This window comes from Pandoraea commovens, from assembly GCF_024704525.1.
GTDB lineage: Bacteria > Pseudomonadota > Gammaproteobacteria > Burkholderiales > Burkholderiaceae > Pandoraea > Pandoraea commovens.
The window spans coordinates 1,843,218-1,867,343 of record NZ_CP102780.1 but is presented as its reverse complement, the minus strand read 5'-3'; the positions used below and the strand labels follow the sequence as shown (position 1 = coordinate 1,867,343).

Annotated in this window: 22 protein-coding genes; 6 read left to right on the top strand and 16 right to left on the bottom strand. The window is 63.8% G+C overall.

Going from position 1 to position 24,126, the window contains the following annotated elements; genetic code table 11:
* Window positions 1-42 precede the first annotated feature (42 nt).
* Window positions 43-276, top strand: coding sequence for a formate dehydrogenase subunit delta (locus NTU39_RS08825; RefSeq protein WP_150576520.1), 234 nt, complete (start codon window positions 43-45; stop codon window positions 274-276).
* Between the two features lie 115 nt (window positions 277-391).
* On the opposite strand, the gene NTU39_RS08820 is transcribed toward NTU39_RS08825, so the two are convergent.
* Together NTU39_RS08820 and NTU39_RS08815 are read right to left on the bottom strand one after the other, a co-directional pair.
* A complete protein-coding gene (locus NTU39_RS08820; RefSeq protein WP_257959677.1) occupies window positions 392-1,249 on the bottom strand; it encodes an EamA family transporter in 858 nt (285 codons plus the stop codon).
* Between the two features lie 311 nt (window positions 1,250-1,560).
* Entirely contained in the window at window positions 1,561-2,001 is a 441-nt protein-coding gene (locus tag NTU39_RS08815) for a hypothetical protein (RefSeq protein ID WP_150665663.1), read from the bottom strand.
* 280 nt (window positions 2,002-2,281) lie between these two features.
* Here NTU39_RS08815 and NTU39_RS08810 point away from each other — a divergent pair, with 280 nt between their 5' ends.
* Complete coding sequence (locus tag NTU39_RS08810) at window positions 2,282-2,854, top strand: SLOG cluster 4 domain-containing protein (protein ID WP_246184685.1); 573 nt, start codon at window positions 2,282-2,284, stop codon at window positions 2,852-2,854.
* On the opposite strand, the gene NTU39_RS08805 is transcribed toward NTU39_RS08810, so the two are convergent.
* From NTU39_RS08805 to NTU39_RS08785, 5 genes are all read right to left on the bottom strand, one after another.
* Window positions 2,838-4,058 (bottom strand): ShlB/FhaC/HecB family hemolysin secretion/activation protein, encoded by a 1,221-nt coding sequence (locus tag NTU39_RS08805; protein ID WP_150665664.1) that lies wholly within the window; start codon window positions 4,056-4,058, stop codon window positions 2,838-2,840. The genes NTU39_RS08810 and NTU39_RS08805 overlap by 17 nt on opposite strands.
* Before the next feature lie 496 nt (window positions 4,059-4,554).
* Window positions 4,555-6,165, bottom strand: a complete 1,611-nt coding sequence (locus tag NTU39_RS08800) for a bifunctional aspartate transaminase/aspartate 4-decarboxylase (protein ID WP_150665665.1) — start codon at window positions 6,163-6,165, stop codon at window positions 4,555-4,557.
* A 119-nt stretch (window positions 6,166-6,284) separates the two neighbouring features.
* Complete coding sequence (gene aspT, locus NTU39_RS08795; RefSeq protein WP_150665666.1) at window positions 6,285-7,970, bottom strand: aspartate-alanine antiporter; 1,686 nt, start codon at window positions 7,968-7,970, stop codon at window positions 6,285-6,287.
* Window positions 7,971-8,030: 60 nt separating this feature from the next.
* Window positions 8,031-9,719: an aspartate-alanine antiporter gene (gene aspT / locus NTU39_RS08790; RefSeq protein ID WP_257959676.1), complete on the bottom strand. Its 1,689-nt coding sequence runs from the start codon at window positions 9,717-9,719 to the stop codon at window positions 8,031-8,033.
* A gap of 471 nt (window positions 9,720-10,190) precedes the next feature.
* The gene (locus NTU39_RS08785; RefSeq protein ID WP_174984943.1) at window positions 10,191-10,502 is read right to left on the bottom strand and encodes a YXWGXW repeat-containing protein; all 312 of its coding nucleotides are present in this window, start codon (window positions 10,500-10,502) and stop codon (window positions 10,191-10,193) included.
* Window positions 10,503-10,777: 275 nt separating this feature from the next.
* Here NTU39_RS08785 and NTU39_RS08780 point away from each other — a divergent pair, with 275 nt between their 5' ends.
* Window positions 10,778-12,109 carry an MATE family efflux transporter gene (locus NTU39_RS08780; protein WP_150665669.1) on the top strand — a complete coding sequence of 444 codons (1,332 nt, stop codon included), beginning with the start codon at window positions 10,778-10,780 and terminating at the stop codon, window positions 12,107-12,109.
* 65 nt (window positions 12,110-12,174) lie between these two features.
* On the opposite strand, the gene hisN is transcribed toward NTU39_RS08780, so the two are convergent.
* Window positions 12,175-12,972 carry a histidinol-phosphatase gene (hisN, locus tag NTU39_RS08775; protein ID WP_150665670.1) on the bottom strand — a complete coding sequence of 266 codons (798 nt, stop codon included), beginning with the start codon at window positions 12,970-12,972 and terminating at the stop codon, window positions 12,175-12,177.
* A 202-nt stretch (window positions 12,973-13,174) separates the two neighbouring features.
* Between hisN and rarD the strand changes: the two genes are divergently transcribed.
* The 3 genes from rarD to NTU39_RS08760 all read left to right on the top strand — a co-directional run bounded on the left by rarD (window position 13,175) and on the right by NTU39_RS08760 (window position 15,116).
* Complete coding sequence (gene rarD / locus NTU39_RS08770) at window positions 13,175-14,092, top strand: EamA family transporter RarD (protein WP_257959675.1); 918 nt, start codon at window positions 13,175-13,177, stop codon at window positions 14,090-14,092.
* A gap of 95 nt (window positions 14,093-14,187) precedes the next feature.
* Window positions 14,188-14,442 (top strand): hypothetical protein, encoded by a 255-nt coding sequence (locus tag NTU39_RS08765; RefSeq protein ID WP_052253000.1) that lies wholly within the window; start codon window positions 14,188-14,190, stop codon window positions 14,440-14,442.
* A 212-nt stretch (window positions 14,443-14,654) separates the two neighbouring features.
* Window positions 14,655-15,116 (top strand): universal stress protein, encoded by a 462-nt coding sequence (locus tag NTU39_RS08760; protein ID WP_174984946.1) that lies wholly within the window; start codon window positions 14,655-14,657, stop codon window positions 15,114-15,116.
* Window positions 15,117-15,262: 146 nt separating this feature from the next.
* Here the strand turns inward: NTU39_RS08760 and NTU39_RS08755 are convergent, their stop codons facing one another.
* The 8 genes from NTU39_RS08755 to NTU39_RS08720 form a co-directional block, all read right to left on the bottom strand.
* Window positions 15,263-16,165, bottom strand: a complete 903-nt coding sequence (locus NTU39_RS08755; protein ID WP_257959674.1) for a carbohydrate ABC transporter permease — start codon at window positions 16,163-16,165, stop codon at window positions 15,263-15,265.
* Window positions 16,162-17,037: a carbohydrate ABC transporter permease gene (locus NTU39_RS08750; protein ID WP_150739079.1), complete on the bottom strand. Its 876-nt coding sequence runs from the start codon at window positions 17,035-17,037 to the stop codon at window positions 16,162-16,164. The genes NTU39_RS08755 and NTU39_RS08750 overlap by 4 nt, the downstream gene beginning before the upstream one ends.
* 48 nt (window positions 17,038-17,085) lie before the next feature.
* Window positions 17,086-18,390, bottom strand: a complete 1,305-nt coding sequence (locus NTU39_RS08745) for an ABC transporter substrate-binding protein (RefSeq protein ID WP_150665674.1) — start codon at window positions 18,388-18,390, stop codon at window positions 17,086-17,088.
* Window positions 18,391-18,496: 106 nt separating this feature from the next.
* Window positions 18,497-19,702: an ABC transporter ATP-binding protein gene (locus NTU39_RS08740; RefSeq protein ID WP_150665675.1), complete on the bottom strand. Its 1,206-nt coding sequence runs from the start codon at window positions 19,700-19,702 to the stop codon at window positions 18,497-18,499.
* Between the two features lie 293 nt (window positions 19,703-19,995).
* Window positions 19,996-20,865 carry an alpha/beta hydrolase gene (locus NTU39_RS08735; protein WP_150665676.1) on the bottom strand — a complete coding sequence of 290 codons (870 nt, stop codon included), beginning with the start codon at window positions 20,863-20,865 and terminating at the stop codon, window positions 19,996-19,998.
* A gap of 2 nt (window positions 20,866-20,867) precedes the next feature.
* Window positions 20,868-21,797 carry a DUF4118 domain-containing protein gene (locus NTU39_RS08730; protein WP_150665677.1) on the bottom strand — a complete coding sequence of 310 codons (930 nt, stop codon included), beginning with the start codon at window positions 21,795-21,797 and terminating at the stop codon, window positions 20,868-20,870.
* Window positions 21,798-22,094: 297 nt separating this feature from the next.
* Entirely contained in the window at window positions 22,095-22,913 is an 819-nt protein-coding gene (locus tag NTU39_RS08725; RefSeq protein WP_150665678.1) for a M55 family metallopeptidase, read from the bottom strand.
* A gap of 83 nt (window positions 22,914-22,996) precedes the next feature.
* Complete coding sequence (locus NTU39_RS08720; RefSeq protein ID WP_257959673.1) at window positions 22,997-24,121, bottom strand: DmpA family aminopeptidase; 1,125 nt, start codon at window positions 24,119-24,121, stop codon at window positions 22,997-22,999.
* Window positions 24,122-24,126 lie beyond the last annotated feature (5 nt).

Here is a 24,126-nt window from a genome sequence, read left to right as displayed (position 1 = left end):
CAATGCATCGACAGAGAACGATCACAGGGGACAAGACAGATCATGGACACCGACAATCTGGTCAAGATGGCCAATCAGATCGGGGATTTCTTCGAGACGATGCCCGATCGCGGCGAAGCGCTTGAGAACATCGCCGGCCATCTGCGTCGCTTCTGGGCGCCGCGCATGCGCATGACGATTCTGGAACATCTGGAGACGACGGACGGGCATGGCATGCGCGAGATCGTCGTGGCCGCCATCACCGCGCATCGCGCCGAACTCTGGCCGCGCAGCTGATATTCATCTGGACTTATCGGCAGGACGCGAGGTCCGGCCGTGACATCGGGCGCGCTCGTGGAAACGATTGCGCCTGATTTCGTTGGCAGACGCCAATGCCGCCTCAGGCGCCCATTCAGGCCCCAAGCTTGATGAGTACCGCACCGCCGACAACCAGACTGCATGCGACGATACGCCTCGCGTTGAGTTTCTCCCGCATGAACAGCCAGCCCAGCAGCACCGCAAAGATGGCGCTCGATTCGCGCAACGCCGACACCACACCCATCGGCAGAAATTGCAGCGCGAAGACCACCATGCCGTAGGCGCATTGCGCCACCACGCCCGCACCCAGCGCTTGCGCCACCCGACGGCGCGGCTCGAGGAACATGCCGCGCCATCCGCCCCGCCACTTCCACACTGCCCCGACCAGCGGCACGCTCGCAAACAAGTACGCCCACGCGATGTACGCGAAGCCGTTCCCGCCACTGCTGTTCGTCAGGCGAATGCCGAACCCATCCACAATCGTATAGGCCGCAATGAACACGCCGGTGAGCAAGGCGGCAGGCACGCTGTCGCCGGACAGACGCCGCCCACGCAACGCGAGCGTCAGAATGCCGATACAGATGCACGCGATGCCGATCACCGCAATCCAGCGCGGAAGTTCACCCGCGAGCAGTAGCGCCGCCCCCGAGATCAGTAGCGGCGAGATGCCACGCGCGATCGGATAGATCTGTCCGAACTCGCCCACGCGATAGGCGCGGATGAGCGCCGCCGTGTACGCCACCTGCGCACATGCGGACAGGAGAATGAGCGGCCAGACCTCGACGGGCGGTATCGGCAGCACCGCAATGCCGACGACGGCGGTGAGCAACTGTGGCACGGCCATCATGCCGACTTGCCAGAGACGATCGGGACTCGCGTGAAGGAAGGCGTTCCAGGTGGCGTGCATCAGAGCCGAGAGCAGCACGAGGAGCACGATGGGAGTGGTAGTCATGTCGATCGGACGCGGCGGCGGTGTGTCGGAAATGGGATGACAAGGGTGCGCCGACGGCTTGGGGGTCAGCCACAAAAAAGTTGTCCACACCCTTTGTGGATAACCCACTGGATAACCTGACGTCGACTTCCGAGTCGCCCCGTGAACAGGGGCTGTCAAGAGCCTTGCTCAAAAAACGGTCAGAGAAGGAACAAATATTCGGCTTGACGGTCTGCCCCCTCCCTGCTCAACCGCCCGCCTCCTCGTTTGCCGACACATGAGACGACATCTCGGCATCCTTCTCAGTTTGCGGCGGCGGGCACGCTGCGCATTCAGGCGTCGGGAGCGGGCGACTGCGGCGTAGCACGCAACGCGGCCATCACCTGGCTCTGGCCCATGCCAGCTTCCGGCGACTTCTGCAGTGCCAGCAGATAGCGTTCGCCGAACTCGTCTTCTTTGCCGCCGGTACGACGGAACAGTCGCGCGGCTTCGTCGGCCAGTGCAATGCCAGCCTCGGCGAGCGGCGGCTCCTGCTCCTGCCATTCGTCGAGTGCAACGATCAGGCGCGAGACAGGATCGAGCCAGCGGAACCAGGGGTCTTCGGTGAACAACTGGACGAAGCGGCCAGTCGGCACCGCACCGAAAACCCCTTCGTATTGCTGACGGTCGTAGTCGATCAGCACCTTGTGCTGGGCAAGCAATGCGGCGCGCAACGCCTTCAGGGCAGCGATCTGGGCGGCACTGGCCGGTGTGGTTTCGGTCGGTTCGGTCATCTCTGGCACCGGGTTACGTCAGAAAGGATAGGAAACAGAATTGGAAAGCGTCTGACATGCACTTTAGGACTTAGCCCATAGCCAACAGACGTCTGGATCACGATACTACACGGGTCTCGCAAACACCTCGCGAGACCAGGCTTTCACTTCCCCGTGGGAGGCCTGCTTCCTCACCCGCCAACCCGGCGGGTTTTTTTTGCCCTGACACTTCGTCTGCCCACTTCGTTTATCATCGGCAGCGCCCTCACCTCCCCGCACTGCGCGTGGCTCACGTTCCGATATGACCCTTCCCCTGCGTCCCAAGACCATTGGCGTGATGGGGTCCGGCAAACAGCCGTGGCCCGAACTTGCCGTGCCGCTCGGCCGTGCGCTGGCGCTCGCTGGCTTTCACTTGCTTACCGGTGGTGGACAGGGAGTGATGACGAGCGTGAGCGAAGCGTTCTGCGCCGTGCCGCAACGCATCGGTCGTAGCATCGGCATCGTGCCGACGGAGGCAGTCGGTGGCACGGATGATGGCGACGATGGGCAGACGGGTGTGCCTGGTACGTTCCGCGCAGTGCCCGGCTATCCGAACCCGTTCGTCGAAGTGCCGATCCTCAGCCCGCTGCCGCGTCATCTGCCCGACGCGCCGCCCGGGACCCTTTCGCGCAATCACATCAACGTGCTCTCGAGCGACGCCATCGTCGCCCTGCCCGGCAATCACGGCACGCGCAACGAAGTCGGGCTCGCCGTGCACTACGGCAAGCCCGTGATTCTGTTCGGGCAGAGCGAGCACTTCGCGGACATGCCCGCGTCGCTCGTGAGAACGGTATCGCTCGATACCGTAATGGACTTCGTCAGAACGGTACGGTGAGCTTCGCGTCGATCGACTGGAAGCGATAGGACCAGCCGGGCGGGCCGCTCGCTGCGGGCATCCACGGCGCGTTCAAGCGCTGCATCACCGACAAGTCCAGCTTCGACGTCCCCAGATAATGCGTGTGACTCAGCCCCACCTCGGCGTAACTGTCGTAGGTGTGGATCGCGTTCGGATCCTCGGTGCGACTGCGGTTGTAGCGCAGTTCGAGGCCAGTCGTCCCGTTGGACGTCACATCGAACGCGCGACGCACACGCCATTGGAGCGTCTGCGTCTGCGTGGTGCCCGTTGCAATCTGATCGGTGGCGGCATTGGTGGAGCCGGTGATGCCGACGGTCCAGTCGGCGTCGATGGGTACCGAATAGTTGGCCGTCAGATCGCGGTTGGTCGCATCACGTCGCGCATTCTGCAAATCCTGACTGAGCTTCGTATCGAGCTTGCCGTACATCCCCAGCGGGTTGTTCATCAGCAGATTGGCGGTGCCCTGCATCTTGCCGGTGGTCGTCATGCCGCTGTTGTTCATGCCGACGTTGAACTGATACGGACGGTCGTTGAGTACCTGAAGCCCGATAGCGCCCTCGCCCGGCGTGCGGCTACGCGTGGCGACGAAAGGCAGTTGGTCGTCGCGCACCACGAGTCCGCGACGCATCAGCATGCGGATGTTGCGGTTCGCCAGACTCTCGTGACGCGGCATGCCGCGCAGGCACGATGCGCGTGCGAGGAACGTGTTGGGCGGTGCAACGTCGGGCAATGGCTGCGGCTCGCTAGCGGCGGCGGTAGCGCCTGAGGCCACGGCATCGATATCGACGGCGTGGATCGCGGTGCCGTCCGCGCTCAACTCCGGCGCGACGGCGAACTCGCCTGCAGGCAGTGGCGGCGAAGGCGGTGTCGGGGAGACGACCGGCGTCTCGGCAGACGCTGCGCTCGCGCCGTCTGCTGCGACGGTTTGCGACGGATCGGATGACGCGGACGGGTCACCTGCGGATGTGGTTGGGTTTGAAGCCGCGGCCGCAGCCGCATCGGCCGCACGCTTCGCGGCCTCCCGATCGACGGACGCAGCGATCGCGTTCGGATCGTCGCCAGCGAACAGTGCAATCGGATCGGTGGACGCCCCCGGATCCTCCACCACGGGCGGTGCAGGCGGTGGTGGGGGCGGCACAAAATACTGAGGCGCCAGTCCGCGGTCCCACAGTCCGTAGGACACAGCATTCTGCTCAGTGAAACACGGCGGATTAGGATCCGAGAAGAGAGATTGTGCGTGCGCGCCCACCGGTATTCCGGCACTCAGACACGCGGCCAGCAGGAGGCGACTCCGCACGACCGGCTTTACCGACATTCGACACCTGAAAATCCCACCCCACACCGTTGCCGTCCGCAAGCGTCGTGCGCCGCTTTCGACATGAGGGGGGTGACGTAGCGACAAGGGGCTATTTTACGTCGATCGGGTGACGCTCTGCCAGTCACGAAACGCCCAAATTCCCCGGGAACTCTTTCGCGGGATTGCCACTCTTATCGCGTGACTTCCCCTGTAGTGATTTTTGCCCGCCTCGTGCGGGCATTTTATTTTGCGATTCCACATCGCAAAAAAAGCCCGGGAAGTGGGTTCCCGGGCAATGGTCGATCGCCATGGAGGGGCGACCGAGGGGGGCCAGCCGATGCCGCGTCCCCGTCAGGACGCAGCACCGTCGTCATCACGTCAATTACTTCTTCTTCCCACCTTTTCCGCCAGCGAGGAAGCGTTCGTTGTACTCGTCCATGAGTTTGCGCACCGTCGCACCGATCTGGATGTAGTCCGGTTCGTTGAGGTTCGCGAGCGACACCCGACCCGAGGGGTGCAACGTACCGAAGCCGCGCCCCGGCAGCAGCACGACGCCGCTTTCCTTGGCCAGACGGAACAGCACCTCCGACGGATCGATGTTCTTCATGAACCAGTCCACGAACGCCTTGCCGTAGATCTTCGTACCCAACACCTCAAGATCGAGGATGTTGTAGTAGTCGACGGTGTTCGGCCCGCTTTCTTCCGAGATCCCCGCCGCGCGATACATCACGGCCTTGCGGCGGCGGATGATGCGCTTCACGGCATGCTTGTACGCGTCCGGCTCGTCCATCAGGCAGAACAGCGAGAAGAGCGCCATTTGCACCTGCTGCGGCGTCGACAGACCTGCCGTGTGGTTGAGTGCCACAGCGCGGCTGTCGGCCACGAGACGGTCGATGAACTTGAGCTTTTCCGGCTCCGTCGTGATCGACGAGTAGCGTGCATTGAGCCCTTCACGCTGCGCCTTGGGCAGTTTGGCGATCTTGTCGTCTAAGACATTCTTCTCGTGCGTGGCAATCGCGCCGAGACGCCAGCCCGTCGCCCCGAAATACTTCGAGTACGAGTACACGAGGATGGTGTTGTACGGCGCAATCGCGAACAGCGAGCGGAAGTCGTCGGCAAACGTGCCGTAGACGTCGTCGGTCAGGATGATCAGGTCCGGGCGCTTCTTGACGATAGCGGCAAGATGTTCGAGCGAAGCGTCGTCCATCTTCACCGACGGCGGGTTGCTCGGGTTCACGAGGAAGAACGCCTTGATCTTCGGATCGAGCAGCTTGTCGAGTTCCTTCTTCGAGTACTGCCAGCCCAGATCCGGATCGGCATTCAGATTGACTTCGTGAAGCTGATAGTCGGCCAGTTCCGGGATCTCGATATACGGCGTGAAGATCGGCATGCCCAGCGCAATCGAATCGCCCGCTTGCAGCAGATGGTTCGTCTTGAGCGTGTTGAACAGATACGTCATGGCCGCAGTGCCGCCTTCGACCGCGAACAGGTCGAAGTTGCCCACGAACGGGTGACGTCCGACCATCTCGCGACGCAGATACTTCGCCGAGATCTTCTCGGTATTGCGCAGCATGCGGTCCGGCACCGGATAGTTACACCCGAGAATGCCGTGCACCATCTCCGTGAGGAAATCCTCGACGACGAGCCCCATCTGATCGCGCACGTACGAGATCGATTTTTCCAGGAACTTCACGCCCGGCGCGTGCTGGTTCTCACGCGCGAAGTCTTGCCAGCGGGCTTCCACGCCCTTGCCCGGCGGAATGCCGCCCACGCCTTCCGGCATGTACGTGAACTGGCGCTCGGCTTCGGACAACGCGAACAGCCCCAGTTGGAAGAAGCCATGGCGCGGTTCGAGCGCCAGGAAGTTCGGGTTACCGCGACCCGCGTTGAGCATCGAGCGCTGCGCGCCATTTTCCTGTGCGAGTTCGATCAGCGTGTCCTTGAATTCGAACGGGCTGAGTTTGGCGAGTGCGTCGAGTTCCTTCGATTTCATAGCAATTTCTCCATGAACAACCACTTACAACCCATAGCGATGCCGTCTTGCGGGGGCAGCGACGGACGATCGGGACGAATGCATCAATCAGATAAAAGCCATAGGGGACGGTCGTGGCCTCAGGTCAGCGACACCACCAGCGGTCCGAGCAGCGTGAGCAGCACGTTGGCGATGGCGTAGGTGATGGCGAACGGCACGGTCGGCACGTTGCTCTCGGCCTTGTCCAGAATTTCGCCGAAGGCCGGATTCGCACTGCGCGAGCCGGACAGCGCACCCGCCAGAATGGCCACGTTGTCGTAGCGCAGCACATAGCGTCCGAACAGATACGTGAGCAACAACGGCACGATGGTGACGATCACCCCGGCAACGAAGATCGAAATGCCGCTTTGCTGCAACGTCTGCCAGGCTTGCGCACCGGCGGAGAGCCCCACGCAGGTCACGAACGTCGCCAGCCCCAACTCCTTGAGCAACGAGCTTGCCGCAAGCGGCATCGCGCCGAACGTCGGATGCTTGCCACGCAGCCAGCCGAAGACCAGACCCGCGAGCAGCGCACCGCCACCGCTGCCCAGCGTGAGCGGAATGCCGCCGACCTTGACCACGATGTAGCCGATCAGCAAGCCGAAGACGATACCGATGCCCATGTACACGTAGTCGGTCTTCACCGAGTACGCGACCGGATAACCGGCTTCCTTGGCGGCGCGTTGCACGTCGCTGTCGGCACCGTACAGCGTGACCACGTCGCCGTGATAAATGATGGTGTCGTCGAGAATCGGCACGGGCTGGCCCATCCGCATGATCTTCGCGATGTACACGCCATGCTTAACGTCGCGCTCCACACCGGCCTTGAGTTCGCCGAGCGTCTTGCCGTTGCCGCCCTTGCGCGCGAACACGACTTCCTGCATGCGCAGTGCGATATCGAGATCGGCGGACGGACGTTGTTCGTCGCCGAGCAGACGCCAGGCTTCGGTGGCCGCTTCACGTCGACCGATGAGCATGACGTCGTCGCCCGCTTCGAGCACGAGATCGTCGGTCGCGATGATGATCTTGCCTTTGCGACGCAGCCGTTCGATGGTCACGCCATCGGTCAGTTGCTTCTCGATCTCGATCACGCGCTTGCCTGCACCGGTCGTCACGCGATAGACGCGACCCACGAGCGCCGGCAGCGAGTCGACCTGATCGGCGGAGAGGACCGCACGGCCACCGGCCATTTCGAGCTCGGCCTTCTTCGAGTCTTCCTTGAGCGTGCGGCCCATGAGCTTCGGCACGAGCGACGCGCACACGATGATCGCGCCAAGACTGCCGAAGATGTACGTCACCGCGTAACCGATGGCGACTTCGGATTGCAGGCGCTTCACTTCGTCCGCAGGTAAGCCGAGGCGCGAAATGGCGTCGCCCGCCGTACCGATGATGGCGGACTGCGTGAGACCACCACCCGCCACACCGGCGGCGAGGCCTTTGTCGAAGCCGAAGATCTTCGCGCAGATCAGCACCGTGACCAGACCGGATGCGGCAAGGAACACGGCCATGCCGATCTCACGCAGCGTTTTGCGCGAGAGCGAACTGAAGAACTGCGGACCGCTTTCGTAACCCACGGCGTAGATGAACAGCGCAAACATGATGCTCTTCACGCCAGCGTCGACCGAAATACCGATTTGCGAGACGACCACGGCCACCAGCAGCGAGCCACCCACGCCCCCTAGCTGGAACGAACCGAACTTGATCGCCCCGATGGCGTACCCGAGGGCGAGCGACAGGAAAATCGCGACCTCCGGGACATGATTAAGAATCGTATGCACCAGTTCCACGGCAGAACCTCCGTCAAAAAGATGAATGCGGCCGCTGGCGGGGGAGCCAGCGCCGACTCGCTAACGCGAAAACTGATGGGCGACGAAAACCACCGCCGGTCCCATGAGCGGCAGCAGCACGTTCGACAGGGCGTACGTCACCGTGTACCCCACGACCGGCAATGCGCTGTTCGCGGTTTGCACCACTGCGCTGATGGCAGGCGTGCTTGCCTGCTGACCTGCGATGGCGCCGATCAGAATCGGGCCGTCGATGCGCAGCAACTTGTGACCCACCCACAGCGACACGAGCGCCGGAATGAGCGAAACGCAGATCCCCACGACCGGCAGCGCCATGCCGTGTTCGCGCAGCAGCACCGCCGCCTGCGGCCCGGCCGACAGGCCGACGCACACCACGAACACCGCCAGCCCAAGGTCTTTGAGCAATTCGTAAGCGGCCGGCGGGAACGTGCCCCACGTCGGCCGACGCGACAGCAGCCAACCGCTCGCCAGCCCCGAAACCAGCGCGCCGCCGCCCGAACCGAGCGTCATCGGTGCGCCGCCGATATGCACCGACAAGTGTCCGATGCAAAGGCCGACGATCAGCGCGAGGCCCACGAAAACAAGGCTCGTCTTATTGCCGTACGGCACGGCTTTGCCCATCACGGCACCCGCGCGCTCCACGTCTTCCTGCAAGCCTTGCAACGTCACCACGTCGCCGCGTTGCAGCGGAATTTTGTTGAGCGACGGCAACTGCATGCCCATGCGTTTGACGGATTTGACGAACACGCCGTGGCGCAGCTCCACTGGCGCTTCGCGTCGCAGATCGGCAACGGTGCGCCCTTCGGCTTCCTTATTCGTCATGATGAAATCGCGCTCCACCAGCACGATGTCGCTCGTCTCGGTACCCGCGACTTCCGGGCCGATGAGCGCGTGCGCGTCGAGCATGGCGTCGCGACGGCCAACGAGCAGCAGTTCGTCGTTGGGTTCCAACGTGAGGTTCTGAGCAACGGCCACTTGCGTCGCGGCGCGGCGCACCCGTTCGATGGCGACACGTCCGTCCAGCGCGGCTTCGAGCGCGGCGACAGTGAGTCCGGGGTGCGCCACGCGATAGCTGCGCCCGACGAGATCGGGCGCGGCCGGGGCGCCGAGTTCCTCACCGTTCTCGTCCTCCATCTCCTTGGCCAGACGTGCACTGTCGGCTTTCAGATCGATGCCGAGCAAACGCGGGGCGAGCAGATTGGTGAACAGGACGATGGTGATGAGGCCGAACACGTAAGTGAGCGTGTAAGCCGTGACGACGTTGGCCTGCCAGGCCTTGAAGGCTTCTGGATCGAGCCCGAGGCGTCCCAGCGCTTCGATGGCCGTGCCGACCATCGCCGATTCCGTTGCCGCACCGGCCGCCAGACCACCCGCCGTGCCCGGATCGAGACTGAGGAATTTCACGGCCAGCATGACGATGCCGAACACGAACACCACTTCGATGATGGAGAGCACGCCGAAGCGCAGGCCGCGCAGGTTCAGGTTCTCAACGAACTGGGGACCGGCAGAAAAGCCCATCGCAAAGATGAACAGCGCAAAGGCGAAATCTTTGAGCGAGCCTTCGACCATGCAGCCGGTCTGTCCCACGAGCAATGCGACAAGCAGCGCGCCGCACACGCCACCGAGCTGAATAGGGCCGAACTTGATTCGCCCGAGCAGTTGACCCAGGACGACGCAGACGAACACGGTGATCAACGGCACAGCATCGAACAGCGGAACTGAACACTGCATACAGGCTCCTGCCACATGTCGCGCTTCGGCGACGGGCTACCGCACTTGGCGGCCTACGTCCGGCATACGAGACTTCGGAAAACGACAGATCGTCGCGGCATCAGCCACGCCAATCGAGAGACAGCAGACCGTGTATCGGTCGTACGTTTTGCACCTGTGCGGGAACCGCCAGGCGTTTATGTAGGGAAGGCGCACACGGCGCACTTATTACCTGTGAAAGTTGCACGATCGTCGCGCAATCAGGTAGCACAAGTAATTAAAATTACGCTATCTGCGACTGTTCCGCATTTCGAGGCGACGCGGTGTGGGCATAGTATTGTTCAACGTTCCGGACGTGTCAACAGGTTTCGCGTAAGGTCTCCACCTTGTGCGCGTCAAGCCCACAATTCCACTCACTATGTCGGAATCCTGATTAATAGTCGACGAACGTCGGCCACACGGCATGACGTCGTGGGACGATAGATGAGGGCGTTACTTCGGTGCGCGGATTTCGTGGATGGTGCCCGGCCCCCAGCCGGTGGCGTCCCACTTGCCGTCGCGCAGCGTCCATTCATGGACACCGGTCTCTTCCCAGTGCGGCGGGGTGTAGCGCATGCCGGGGCGCTTGGCTTCCATGTGTCCGTCCACCCAGTCGTAGCGGCCGTCCTTCCATTGCCAGTAGCCCGGCACCCAGAACTCGCCGTTGGGCGCGGCGTGCGGATCTTCGAAGCGCGGCGGCGGCGGGCCGCGTTGCAGCGTCACGTCGGCCAGCGCAGGCAGGCTTGCCAGACATAGTGCGGCCACCAAAGCATAACGTCTATGAGGGCGATGTGCGACGAGGAAGGTCATGACGGACGTGACGGGCGAGACGATTGAAAGCGACGAGGACGACATGCGCAGACTTTCAGTGAAGACAGAGAAGTGGCACATTGTACCGTCCGCTTACCCGCATCATCAGTCCACATCGCGCGCGATGTGCGTCATAACGTCACGAAACCTTATAATCGGCGCACTCACAACCTGCCGCCTCGTGCGGATTCCGACGGTGCCGCCATGAACGGCTGCCGCAACGCTCACTCATGAACCCTGCCCCTGCGGCCGCCGGTCACCGGCAATTGCTTCGTCTGGCGGTGCCGATCGTGCTCGCCAATCTCACCCAGCCCTTGCTCTCGGCCGTGGACACCGCCGTGGCCGGTCATTTGCCAGGCCCGACGTATCTAGGCGGTGTCGCGCTCGGCGGACTGCTGCTGAACCTGATCTTCTGGGGATTCTCGTTCCTGCGCATGGGCACGACCGGTCTCGCGGCGCAGGCCTTCGGCGCGCAAGATGCACCACGGCTTCGCGACACACTCGCCCGTGCGCTGGCGCTGGCCTTCTCCATCGGCGCGGTGTTGCTCGTGTTACGCGTGCCGCTGGTGTCGCTGGGCGTCTCGTGGCTCGGCGGCAGCGAGCAAGTGCAGGCGCTGGCACGAGAGTACGCGAGCATCCGTATCCTCGCTGCCCCCTTCGCGCTTGGCAATTACGTGGTGCTGGGCTATTTGCTCGCGTGTCAGCGTGTGCGTCAGGGACTGGCGGTGCAGGTGTTCATCAATGTGGTGAACATCGTCGCCGTGCTCGCGTTCGTTCGCGGCTTCGGCTGGGGGGTCGCGGGCATTGCATGGGCGACGGCGCTGGCCGATCTGCTCGGTTTCGTGCTCGGGGCGTGGCTGCTCTGGCTTGCGCGCACGCCCAATCTGCCGCCGCTACGGGTGGCCACGCTCGTCGAGCGCGCAGCGCTCTGGCGTTTGCTGCGCCTGAATCTCGACATCTTCCTGCGCACGCTGTTTCTGCAACTCGCGTTCGCGTGGTTTGCCCGCGTGGGAGCGCGTCTGGGCGACACCACGCTCGCCGCTAACGCCCTGCTGCTGAACTTCCAGACGTTCATGGCTTATGGCCTCGACGGCTTCGCGCATGCCGCCGAAGCCCTCGTCGGCGCCTACATCGGGGCACGACAACGACAGGCGCTGTTGCACGCGATTCGACTCTCTCTGGGATGGGCGCTCGGGTGCGCCGTGGCGTTCGCGCTCGTCTACGCGATGGTAGGCGGCGTCATCATCGACGCGCTCACCGATCAGGCGACGCTACGTGAAACCGCACGCGAATTCCTGCCGTGGGCGGTGCTCTCGCCTATCGTCGCCGTCTGGTGTTTTCAGTTGGATGGCGTCTTCATCGGCGCAACGCGTACACGCGAATTGCTCACGTCGTCGCTGATCGGTCTGCTGGTGTTTGGCACGGTAATGCCCTTCACGATTGAGGCGTGGGGCAATCACGGCTTGTGGGTCGCGCTGATGGCATTCCTCGCCACGCGCGGCATCGTGCTTGGCGTGCTGCTGCCGCGCATCTGGCGCGGCATGCCTCGTCAGGCGGCTTAATTCGGATGATCTGAAGGGGACGGGCTTGCGTGGCTCGTCCATTCACCGCATGGCCAACTGCGGCCTCAGCCGCGAATGCAAGCCAGCGCCGCCGCGTGCAGCTCGGCGTTGGCGGCCGCCAGCACCTGCCCCTGCGACGTGAGCGTCAGCGGCTTGCCTTCCCAATCGGTAATGACACCACCGGCCGCCTCGACCACAGGGGCTACGGCCAGATAATCGTACGTCTGCAAGCCCGCTTCCATCACCAGTTCGATGTGCCCGCTCGCGAGTAGCCCGTAGGCGTAGCAATCGCCACCGAAACGACGACGGCTGACGGCCTTCGTCAGGCGTTCGAACCGGGCATACTCCGCCGCATCGAAAATGTCGGGCGACGTGGCATAGACGGTCGCGTCGGCCAGCGTGGTGACCGGGCTCGTCGCGCACAGCTCGCCACCGAAGCGCGCTTCGCGCACGCCCGCAGCGGCGTCGTTCACACCCACCCATCGCTCGCCTGTGGCAGGCATATCGATCACGCCGACGACCGGGTTGCCGTTTTGCAGCAACGCAAGCAATGTGCCCCACAGCGGATGCCCCGTGATGAAGCTGCGCGTGCCGTCGATCGGGTCGACCGACCAGACGAACTCGGCGTCCACACCGGTTTTACCGAACTCCTCGCCCCAGATGCCGTGCGACGGATAGCGTGCGGCGATCTTCTCGCGCAGCGCTGTCTCGACTTCGCGGTCGGCAATCGTGACGGGGCTTTCGTCAGCCTTGTCGTCGACCGCGAGACGACGGCGGAACCAGCCCATCGACAGCGGGCGGACGGCGTCGGCAAGCGAGGCGGCGAACGCCGCATATTCGGCAACAGCGGGAACGGACGACATGCACGAATCTCCTGCGAAGGTGCCGCACGATGCGGCAAATGGTGAAATCACTCGGTGAATCGCGATGATACGCGCTCGCCGGTGACGCGGCGACGACATTCGGCGCGTAAATATATCTGGCGGCCCGTGCGCCGGGAGTGCCCAATACTGGTGCAAATTTGCTATGCTCGCGGCCTGATTTGCCCCCTCTCACAGGACTCCCATGCTTTCCGGTCGCGGCGTGATGCTTTCCGTATCGGCGTCGGTCATGTTTTCCGTTATGCCCGCGCTCGTGGCGCAATTGTCGCCCCTCTCGGGACTGGACGTCTTTGCATGGCGCATCCTGCTCACCCTGCCCGGCACGCTGGTCATCGTCACGGCGTTGCGCCGCTGGGAAATCGTCGGCAGCACGTTCTCACACGTCTTTCACCGCCCTGCGCTGCTCGGCGCGGTCCTTTTGTGCGCCGCGATGTTGGGCGTCCAGCTCTGGCTGTTCGTCTGGGCACCGCTGCAACAGCGCATGCTCGACGCCTCGCTCGGTTACTTCCTGCTGCCGCTCACGATGGTGCTGGCGGGTCGCACCGTCTACAAGGAGCGCCTGAGCCCCTTGCAGACAGCTGCCGTCGTCTTCGCCGCGCTCGGGGTCGCGCATGAACTCTGGGCGACGCGGGCACTGTCCTGGGTGACGGCCGTCATCATGTTCGGCTACCCGCCCTACTTCCTGCTGCGCCGCCGCCTGCATCTGGACGCCCTGAGCGGCTTCATTCTGGAGATGCTCGCGATGGCGCCGGTCGCCATCTTTCTGGTCTGGCACGCGTGGGGGCAAAACGCGCCGGTACTCGCCGAGCCGCGCTTCTGGTTCTGGCTGCCCGCGCTGGGTCTGCTCAGCGCGAGCGCGCTCGCAAGCACATTCGCTGCCGCACGCGTGTTGCCTATCGGGCTTTACGGCATTCTGGGCTACGTGGAGCCGGTGCTGCTGTTCGCTGTGTCGATCACGTTGTTGGGTGAGCCCTTCACCGAACGCGGGCTCTGGACGTACGTGCCGATCTGGATCGGCGTGGCGCTCATCGTGTTCGACAGCGTGCGCACGCTGCGCCGCCAACGGTTGCTCCGTCCCGCAGAAGAGACGGCACCGCTGTAAGACTCGCTGTGGGGCCGGCTGCGGGTTGTTGGTTACGACGTCATGCAAGGCAACATCGGCGCGTTATACTCGCGCAAGCTTGTACGACAACGACTATGAAAAATCTCGCCAGAACCGCCATTCTGCTTTCCTCGGGGCTTCTCACGGTGACGCTGTCCGCCTGCGGCACGTCTGCACCGCTATTCACTTCCGACGGACGCGCCACGCAGCAAATCCAGTGCTCTGCCACCAATTCGGGCGACTGCGACCAGCGCGCCCGTACACAGTGCGCGCAAAAGGGGTACGACATCCTCACGCGAGATGTGAACGGTGGCGTCGCCAATCTCGTGATCGCCTGTCATCCGAGCTAAGCGCACCTCTCACAGCGCGCGTCTCACTCGCGTTTCGACTGCTGGCACCGCGCCTCACCCAGGCGCGCGCCGGCTGTTGGCATTCCGATGGGTTATTGCGCGCGGTCAAAGTCCCTCCCCGGGGCTGGGATGACTTTCAGGACACGCGGTGCGAGAATGGTATGCGTTTTCCCAATTGCCGCACGCATTTTCAGCCCCAAGAGGACACCATCATGTACGAACGCATTCTGGTTTCGATCGACGGCAGCACGCCCTCGAACCGCGCCATCGACGAAGCGGTCAAACTCGTTGCACTCAGCCAGGGCAAGATTCGCCTGGTCTCGGTCGTGCCGTCCCTCGCCAACGCCTACGCCGCCGGTGCCTACAGCGGCTTCGTGCCCCTGGAGAGCCAGGAGTCGTTCGAGAAGGAAACGGACGAGATTCTGGCAAACGCCAAGACCGAACTGCAAAAGCGCGGCGTCGATGCCGAGACGAAGATGATCACGCTCGAAGCGGGCACCGACGAGATCGCCGACGCCGTGCTGCGTGAAGCGCAAGAATGGAACGCCGATGTCATCGTGCTCGGCACGCATGGACGTCGCGGCATCAACCGTCTGCTGCTGGGCAGCGTGGCCGAAACGCTGCTGCGCATCACCACGGTGCCGGTGCTGCTGGTCAAGGCCGCCGACAAATAACTTCGAAAACGCTTCGCCCCTCGCGCTAACGTCCGCCCTTCCGGCTCGTTGAACGGAGTCCGGAAAGGTCGCTACGTCAGGCGAAGATAGGTCGGACGACAAGACGGCACGCTCTTCCGCGTGCCGTTTTGCTTTCAGCGCGGGTCTTAGCGAATACCCGCACGCATGAACGACTGTACGAACTGGCGCTGAAACAGCAGGAATGCGATGAACAGCGGTGCAGCGGTCATGAGCGTTGCGGCGGTGATCAACGACCAGTCGATGCCCTGATCCGTCGCCGCAAAGACCTGCAAGCCGACCGTCAGCGGGCGCGTCTCCACCGAGTTCGTCACGATCAGCGGCCACAGGAAGTTGTTCCAGTGGTGACTGATCGACACCAGCGCATACGCCACGTACACCGGCCGTGCGAGCGGCACGTACACGCGCCACAGCACCTGCCACGCGTTAGCGCCCTCCACGCGGGCCGCATCGTCCAGCTCGCGCGGCACCGTCTTGAACGCTTGCCGCAGCAAGAAGATACCGAATGCCGACGCGAAGTACGGCAGCGCAATGCCCAGAATCGTATCGCGCAGCCCCATCCAGGCGATGGTGCGGTAGTTCTCGACGATCAGCACGTCCGGCATGACCATCAGTTGCAGCAGCACGATCATGAACGCCACTTCGCTGCCCCGGAACGTGAAGCGTGCGAACGCGTATGCAGCCAGCGTGGCGAGTACGATCTGCGCCGCGAGAATCACCGTCACCAGCACGAACGTATTGATGAGATATCGCCCGAACGGCGCCGCCTGCCACGCGTGAACGAAGTTCTCCAGTGTGAGCGGTGCGTCGAGCACGAAGCGCGTGGCGTAGGCGGACGGATGGATCGCGCTCCAGACGCCATAGAGCAGCGGCAGCAGCCAGAGCAGGCCGAGCAGCCATGCACCGGTCACGTCGAGCAGGTTAGCGTGTCCCGTCGCGCAGAAGGCAGGAAGCGACGCAGACGCTTTGCCCGCACGGGCGGATGCGTCCGACGTCACCGCAGCGGAAGAGGGATTGGCAGAGGTCGTCATTGGTAATGCGTACGTGAGTCGAGCAGGCGGAATTTCACGAAAGCGACGATGGCGAGCAGCGTGAGCAGCACCACCGTGAGCGCCGCCGCGTACGACGTATCCCAGAAACTGAAAGCCACCTGATAGATGTAGTACAGCAGCAATTGCGTGGCGTTGTCGGGACCACCGCGCGTCATCACCACCACGTGATCGACCAGACGGAACGCGTTGATGACCGCATTGATCACCACGAACACGGTCGTGGGCATCAGCAGCGGCCACTGCACGCGACGGAAGAACTGCCAGCGCGACGCCCCTTCGAGCGCCGCCGCTTCGGCGAGCGTCGGCGAGATCTGCTGCAACGCGGCGAGATAGAAGATCATGAAGAAGCCCGCTTCCTTCCAGATCGTGACGACCATGAGCGCGGGCAGCGCGGTGCCCGGCTGTCCGAGCCAGTTGTGATCGCCCCAACCGAACGCTTGCGAGATCTGCGCGATGAGACCGTACTGCGGCGTGTAGAAGAAGAGCCAGATGTTCGCGACAGCAATCATCGGCAAGATCGCGGGAGTGAAATACGCCAGACGCAGCAGCGCGCGCCCGGGCACCTGACGATGCACCCACAGCGCCATGACGATCGACAGCACGATCGCCACGGGCACCGTGATCAGTGCGAACAGCAGGTTATTGCGCAGCGCCTGCCAGAAGACGGGATCGTCGACGAGCGCCTGATAGTTCTCGGCGCCGACATACACGGACGATGCACCGGCGCGCGCCGTCGAGAACACGCTATGCCATAGCGTCGCAACGGCAGGATAGTGGGTGAAGGCAACCAGCAGCACCAGCGCCGGTAACAGCAGCAGCCAGGGCACCCATGAGGCGGAAGAACGGTTCATCGTCGGTCCATCGGTTCAGCACCCGGGGCCGGGCCCCGGGCTTCTACATCAGCGAGCGTACGGACGCAGGATACGATCCGCTTCGCGCTGCGCATCGTCCAGTGCCTGCTTGGGTGACTTGGTGCCGGTGAGCGCAGCTTGCAGGCCGTCGCTCAGCGCCTTCGTCACGCGCTGGTTGTCGTGCGTCGAGAACTCGGCAACGCTCACGCCGAGCTGATCGCGCGCCACAGCGGCGGCGGGCACCTTCTGCACGTACGCCTTCATGGCGGGGGTTTCCCACGCGGCCGGCGTCACGGCGACGTAACCCGTGTCGATACCGAACTGCGCGGCACGCTCAGGCGTGGTGGCCCACTTGATGAACGTCATGGCCGCCTGCTTTTCCTCCGGCGTCGATTTCTTGAAGACGTAGAAGTTGCCGCCGCCCGTCGGGCTACCACCGCGCACCTTCGTCGGCATCTTGCCCACGCCGAACGGGAACGACGCGTTGGTGCGGATATTGGTCAGGTTGCCCGTCGTCGTGTAGATGATCGCGGTCTTCTTTTCGAGGAAGTCCTTCGGCGTGGTGCCCCACTCGATGGCGCCGGTCGGCATGACCTTGTACTTGGTCGTGAGGTCGACCCAGTATTGCAGCGACTGCACGGCTTGCGGCGCGTTGAGGAACGTCTTCGTACCAGCCGGGTTCATCAGCTCGATGCCCGCTGGCGTGGTGAATGCCTGGAACAGCCAGTAGGCAAAGCCGACGGACGGCACCTTGATGCCCCACTGCGTCACGTTGCCCGAAGCATCACGCTTGGTCAGCTTCTGCGCGTAGCTCACGAGTTCGTCCCAGTTCGCCGGGGCGCGGTCCGGATCGAGACCGGCTTCGCGGAAGGCGTCCTTGTTCCAGTACATGACGATGGTCGAGCGCTGGAACGGCACGCCCCAGGTGTGACCGTTGATGCGCGAGTTCAGCATCAACGCCGGGTAGAAGCTGTCGAGCCACTGCTTGTCGGCAGCCGTGTTGGCAATGCTGTCGATGGGCACGACGGCGTCTTCGTCGATCAGCGTGAAGACGTCGGCGGCGGCGAGCACGGCCAGTTGCGGCGGCGTACCGGCCTTCGCGGCAGTCAGCGCCTTGACCACCGAATCCTGATACGAACCGGCGTACACGGGCTTGATCTTGATGCTCGGATGGTCCTTCTCGAAGTCCGCCACCAGATCATTGATGATCTTCGTGACCGGGCCGCCCACGGCGACCGGGTAATAGAACTGGAGCTCAACCGGCTTCTGTTGCGCGATGGCGTGGCTCGTCAGACCGCTGAATGCCAGCGTGGCCAGACTGGCCGCAAACGTTTTCAGAATCGTGCGTCGCATGTTCCTGGGTTCCCCATGAAAGCGTAGTGGTGATGTGACTGGTAGTGAATGTTGGCCGCCCGGCCGTTTGTTCGTGCATCCGGCCGATGCCAGCCCCCGCCCTGATTCAGGCGTGTTGTTCCGGCGTCAGCGCCATGGCCTGCATGGTTTGCGGGGCTTGTGGCGACGTGGCGTCCGGCGTCTGTGCCGCGACGGGCGATGCAGGCAACGGCGTCGACGGTGCGATCTGTGGGCTCACGTTCAGCGTTGCATTGGTCACACGCTCGCCCGAGGTCGCGTCGAACAAATGCTGATCGGCGGCATCCCACTGCAAGCCGATGGCATCGCCCGGCAGGAACGGCCGATGGCCCGGCACGCGCGTGGCGATCTCGCCCGCGTCGCCGAGCGCACACGCGACAAGCGTGTCCGCGCCCAGATACTCGACAGCGCTCACCGTCGCGAGCACTGCGCCCACAGCGGTCGGCGCGACAGCGCGAACGTGTTCCGGACGCAGCCCGAGCAGCGCGGCGTCACGCGTGCCGGCGGGGGCGAGCGCGGGGCCGGTTTGCCCGGCGGGCACGAGCGCATCGCCATGACGCACCAGCTTGAGCAGATGCATCGGCGGCGTGCCGATGAAGCTTGCGGCAAAACGCGTCGACGGCGTGGCGTACAGCGTGTGCGGTGCACCGTGTTGTTCGATCCGGCCGTGACGCAACAGCACGACCTGATCGGCCATGCTCATCGCTTCGGTCTGATCGTGCGTGACGTAGATGAGCGTCATGCCGAGCTGCTGTTGCAGCGCGCGGATTTCACGACGCATTTCCTGACGCAACTGCGCGTCGAGATTCGAGAGCGGTTCGTCCATCAGACATACGGACGTCTCCGCGATGACCGCACGCCCCAGCGCGACACGCTGTTGCTGGCCGCCCGAGAGCTGCGACGGCTTGCGGTCCAGATAGGGCTCCAGCCCGAGCAACGACGCCACACGGGCGAGGCGTTGCGGGTAATCGCGCGTCGGCTCGCGGCGCACGCGCAGGCCGAACAGCAGGTTCTCACGCACGGAAAGATGCGGAAACAGCGCGTAGGACTGGAACACCATCGAGAGCTTGCGGCGCGCGGGCGGCAGCGCCGTAACGTCGTCGCCACCGAGCAGGATACGGCCGCTCGTCGGCGTATCGAGACCGGCGATCATGCGCAGCAGTGTCGACTTGCCGCAGCCCGACGGGCCGAGCAGAACGACCAGCGAGCCCGCGTCGGCCGAGAAACTCACATCCTGGAGCGCGTGTGTGCCGCCCCACTGTTTGCTGACGGATTCGATGACGAGCGATGACATGAGCGGATATGCACAGGCCACGCAAAGGCGGCCGGATCGGAAAAACCCGACCTTAACCGGCTATCGATGGCAGTTTGATGACATCGTGTGCACCAGTCCTGGCGCGGCTCTCGCGGGACAGGAATGTCAGGCATCCGATCAGTCGAGCGAAGACACACGCAGGCCCGATACCGCTCTCGTTGCGTGAGAATTCAGATATCCGAACGAAGGCCACACACGCTTGGGGAAAGCGTGTGCGACTTCATGAACTGCGGGGATGTCGGGCGTCGGGGTTGACGCCCGGGTGATGACGATCAGGCCGCTGCCTGACGGCGCTTGGCACGCAGCAGCGCCTTGGAGATGATGCGGGTCTCGGAAGTCGCGGCACCGGTGCGACGCGCCACGGCGTCACGGAAGAAACGTCGCGTCTCGTCGGCGACGGTCTCGCGCTCGTTGTCCATCGTGAGGATGTGATAGCTCTCGCCGAGCAGGCATTTCTGCTTCACTTCCGACGACACGCCTTGGTACACGATGCGCGCGTTGTGCGGGCTGGCCGTATCGTCGTCCACTGCATGGACGATGAGGCAATCCGCCGTCACACGATCGAGTCGGTGGCGCACGTGAGAGGCGAGCCGTCGCGCGTTATACAGATGCTCGATGGGCAGAGACGCCGAGCCGATTTCCGAGGCGTCGTGCAGCGACATGGACTTCTCAACGCGCGCACGCAGCCGCTCGTTCTTCAGCCCGAACGGCGCCTTTTCGTAGTAGCGGTAGCGATTGCCGAACGGCAGGTGATACAGCAAATCGAGCAGCGGATAGGCGAGCGGAATGGTCCAGCCGTCGTACACGAGCGTGACGGCCAGCACCGAGATCGCCGTGACGTCCGGCTCCTCTTCGGCCACGGCCAGACTGAGCGTCGCGCCCATGCTCAGCCCGCAAAGCGAGACGGTCTCGTGCGTGTCGCGCAACTCGCGATACTTCGCGCGCGCGGCAGCGATCCACTCGCGCCAGTGCGTGCACGGCGAGCCGAGGCCGTAGCCTTCGATATGGGGCACCGACACGGTGTACCCGTCGCGATGCAGCGCCTTGGCGACCGGACGCATTTCGAGCGGTGTGCTCGAGAGTCCCGGCAACAGCAGCACGGCGTGCTCGCCGCCCTTGTAGAAAATGTCTTCTTGAAACATCGTTAAGCCCCGCCGGAGACGACGGGCGCCTCCGAAACTTCGGTCACTTCGCGCCGGTCAGGCGTGCTGGTCTTCGTATCACTCGCATGGCTGGACGTGGATGCCTGCGACAGCGTGTGGAGCGGCGTCACCGGGCGCACCGTCGGCCCCGAGTGCAGTCGCAGAATCACATAAGTCCCCACATGCGCGCGGAAATGCTGAAGCTCGCAGTGGATCAGGTCGTAGCCACCGTCGCGCGTACGCACGCGCAAGTTGTACGCGCCGTGCGGCGGCGGCTCGACGTCGAGCGAGAAAAGGCCCTCCATGCGCTTCGCGTCGTCCGGATGCAGCAGTGCGCGCAGTCCCTCGCGCTTGGCGACCTCCGGCGTCACGCCCGTCTCGCGACGGAAATGCTCATCGATGAAGACGTAATGCGAGGCCGGGTTCGCCAGATAAAAGATCGAGTCCAGGTGCTTCGTCAGGTACGCCATGAGCGCGTTGCCCAGTTGCACCGAATCGGTAAGCACCATGCGCTCGTTCTCGGCGCGCAGCAGCATTTCGTAACGCGTCTGCGCCACCTCGGCGATCAGCTCGGCGCGATATTGCGCGCGGCGCAGCCGCTCGATCAGCGCCACGGCGAGCGGCGTGATCATCAGAAAGCCGGTGACGATAAGCACATCGCGGCGATCCAGTTGGGCAACGTCGCGAAACGGCGGCACAAAGAAGAAATCGAAGATCGGGATGCTGACGACCATCGCCATGATTGCGGGTCCGAGACCCCAGACGAACTCGACGATGATGACCGCGCAAACGAAAAAGAGACCTGGCATCGAGTGATCGAGCACCGGATGCAGGAGGCTGCGAACAAGAAACGCAGCAAGTACCACCATTAACGCACCGACATACCGCTTGGCGCCGGGCTCCGCCCAACGTCGGGCGTTTCTGATATCCATGATTCACCGCCGACTTTTGTCGACGCTCAATAATCCGAGGTTGTGCACTAAAAAGCGGCACACCTGTTACAAAATATTACGGATTATCGCACGTCCGCTCTTGACGTTCGGGGGCGTCAAACCCTAAATCAGTCGCGCCTTAGCAACACGGAAATGGCGGATCCAGCACTGGCGCGGCTGCGCGGCCAGTGCCGGTTCGGTTGACAGGGAAAAACCGGTGACGAAACTCGACAAAACGCTGCAAATCAAAAGGATACGGGGCCTTTTGGGGGACGCATTTTGCGGATTTCGGCGCCTTCAGCGCAACATGGAAGACATCGCGGAGAGGCAGTTGAGCATGCGAACGGCCGCCTCGACGGTGGGCGCTTCGAACTGCAATGTGACGCCGTCGACGCGCTCAAGCGTCGGCCACTGACAGAAGAGATCCGCCAGCGCGGTGGTCTGTGTTTGCAGACGCACTTCGACCGGCGTTTCCACCTTGAAGGTATGCCATTTGCGCGGGTCGGCCAGCGACACCTTGGCCGCTTCGCGAATCAGGTCGCACGACTGCGCCGGGTTGAGCGTCATGCCGCTGCCCTGCCCCCACGCCGACTTGGTCTGCACGAAATGGGCGGACGGGAAAATCGGTTGCGTCTCTTCAACGAACACGTCGTCGCCGCTGGCCATGACGACAGGCACGCCGCGCTCGCCTGCCAGCGCGCCGTAAATCATCGCTTCGCCCGCTTCCACGCCGCCCAGCCACACGCGCGCGAAGGCGAAGCTGTTGATGGTGTGGGCCAGAATGCCAGCGCTCTGCGACTTGCCGTGAAAACCGATCATGAACATCGCGTCGCACCCGGCTTCCACGCCAGCGGCCATGCTCAGATAGCGCGGCTTGCCCAGCACCAGACGCGCGCGCGGGTCGAGTTCGTCCGGCAGCAGATTGCGGAAGCTCCCGTGCGAGTCGTTGACCATCACTTCGGTCGCGCCGCCCGCGAACGCGCCTTCGACGGCGGCATTGGCCTCGCGCGTCATCCAGCGGCGGGCAAGTTCGTATTCGCCATTTCCGGCGCGGGTCTGTTCGGCGTGAAAGACGCCGGCGACGCCCTCGATGTCGGTGGAAATCAGGATTCGCATAGTGTCATCAATATCTCAGCAATGTCTCGGCAGTGTCATCGATGGGGTTTCCCGGGCTCGCCGGACTGCACCGGGCTGTGTATTCAAAGCGTCGCCCAGTCGGGCAGCACGTCGGCCAGCGCGCGTCGCACGTGACCATCGCGCCCAAGTACGGACTCGGCGGCGAACAACGCATGCAGGATGGCCTGCTCGGTAGCGTCGGCCGTCGCCTGGAAAATCGGATCGAGTAACGCATCGGGCACCAGCGCTGCGGGTGCAACACGCCCCAGCGCGTCGTGCGGCACCGTGTAACCGGTGGTGAAGGCGAGTGCGACGTCGCCGCTGCCGTGACCGTAGACGGAGCCCGTGCGGGCCAACCCTGCCCCGGTGCGGGTCGCGACGCGGCGCAACTGGCGCGCGTCGAGCGGCGCGTCGGTGGCGACGAGCATGATGATCGAGCCGCGCTCGGGCGCTGCGCTCTGCTCAGGCTGGGCAAGGCGTTCGTCGAGCACCGGGCCGACGTGGCGCCCGTCAATCGTCAATTGCGAGGGGCGTCCGAAGTTCGACAGCACCAGCACGCCGACGGTAAACGTCGCCCCCGCCGTCTCCACCACACGCGACGCCGAACCGATCCCGCCCTTGAGGCCAAAGCTGGACATGCCTCGCCCCGCCCCCACCGCGCCCTGTGCGAACACCGGCGACGCATTCGCCAGTGCCTGCGCGTAGTGCGCGTCCGAGACAGCGAACGCCTGCATGTCGTTGAGGTAACCGTCGTTGCATTCGAACACGGTCGGGTTCAGCGACGGGCCGCCGCGTCCGATGTCGGGGTTCGCGGCAATGGCGGCGCGCAGTTGCCCCAGCACGACCTGACTGACGGAGAACGTGTTGGTCAGCGCCAGCGGCGCTTCGATCACGCCAAGCTCTTCGATCTGCATGAGACCGACGCTCTTGCCGAAGCCGTTGATCACGGCGGCGGCAGCGGGAATCTTGTTGCGGAACGGGTCCCAGCGGGCGTGGGGGGCGCAGGCGTCGGGCGCGCCGCCCGCGTCAGCCGTGGAGGCCGGTGTCGGGCACACGACCGTGACGCCGGTCTGCACCGGGCCATCCTCCAGGGTGACCTGCCCGACGAACACGCCGGGCACATCGGTGATCGCGTCGCGCGCCCCGGCGGGTAGTTGCCCCACATGAGGTGCGCCGAACAAGGCTTCGCGAAATTCTGACGGGGGCATGGCTT

Bases quoted from the DNA above. Each gene is read 5' to 3' on its own strand.
- NTU39_RS08825 (WP_150576520.1), top strand. From the start codon at position 43: ATGGACACCGACAATCTGGTCAAGATGGCCAATCAGATCGGGGATTTC.
- NTU39_RS08820 (WP_257959677.1), bottom strand. From the start codon at position 1,249: ATGACTACCACTCCCATCGTGCTCCTCGTGCTGCTCTCGGCTCTGATG.
- NTU39_RS08815 (WP_150665663.1), bottom strand. From the start codon at position 2,001: ATGACCGAACCGACCGAAACCACACCGGCCAGTGCCGCCCAGATCGCT.
- NTU39_RS08810 (WP_246184685.1), top strand. From the start codon at position 2,282: ATGACCCTTCCCCTGCGTCCCAAGACCATTGGCGTGATGGGGTCCGGC.
- NTU39_RS08800 (WP_150665665.1), bottom strand. From the start codon at position 6,165: ATGAAATCGAAGGAACTCGACGCACTCGCCAAACTCAGCCCGTTCGAA.
- aspT (WP_257959676.1), bottom strand. From the start codon at position 9,719: ATGCAGTGTTCAGTTCCGCTGTTCGATGCTGTGCCGTTGATCACCGTG.
- NTU39_RS08780 (WP_150665669.1), top strand. From the start codon at position 10,778: ATGAACCCTGCCCCTGCGGCCGCCGGTCACCGGCAATTGCTTCGTCTG.
- hisN (WP_150665670.1), bottom strand. From the start codon at position 12,972: ATGTCGTCCGTTCCCGCTGTTGCCGAATATGCGGCGTTCGCCGCCTCG.
- rarD (WP_257959675.1), top strand. From the start codon at position 13,175: ATGCTTTCCGGTCGCGGCGTGATGCTTTCCGTATCGGCGTCGGTCATG.
- NTU39_RS08765 (WP_052253000.1), top strand. From the start codon at position 14,188: ATGAAAAATCTCGCCAGAACCGCCATTCTGCTTTCCTCGGGGCTTCTC.
- NTU39_RS08760 (WP_174984946.1), top strand. From the start codon at position 14,655: ATGTACGAACGCATTCTGGTTTCGATCGACGGCAGCACGCCCTCGAAC.
- NTU39_RS08755 (WP_257959674.1), bottom strand. From the start codon at position 16,165: ATGACGACCTCTGCCAATCCCTCTTCCGCTGCGGTGACGTCGGACGCA.
- NTU39_RS08750 (WP_150739079.1), bottom strand. From the start codon at position 17,037: ATGAACCGTTCTTCCGCCTCATGGGTGCCCTGGCTGCTGCTGTTACCG.
- NTU39_RS08745 (WP_150665674.1), bottom strand. From the start codon at position 18,390: ATGCGACGCACGATTCTGAAAACGTTTGCGGCCAGTCTGGCCACGCTG.
- NTU39_RS08740 (WP_150665675.1), bottom strand. From the start codon at position 19,702: ATGTCATCGCTCGTCATCGAATCCGTCAGCAAACAGTGGGGCGGCACA.
- NTU39_RS08735 (WP_150665676.1), bottom strand. From the start codon at position 20,865: ATGTTTCAAGAAGACATTTTCTACAAGGGCGGCGAGCACGCCGTGCTG.
- NTU39_RS08730 (WP_150665677.1), bottom strand. From the start codon at position 21,797: ATGGATATCAGAAACGCCCGACGTTGGGCGGAGCCCGGCGCCAAGCGG.
- NTU39_RS08725 (WP_150665678.1), bottom strand. From the start codon at position 22,913: ATGCGAATCCTGATTTCCACCGACATCGAGGGCGTCGCCGGCGTCTTT.
- NTU39_RS08720 (WP_257959673.1), bottom strand. From the start codon at position 24,121: ATGCCCCCGTCAGAATTTCGCGAAGCCTTGTTCGGCGCACCTCATGTG.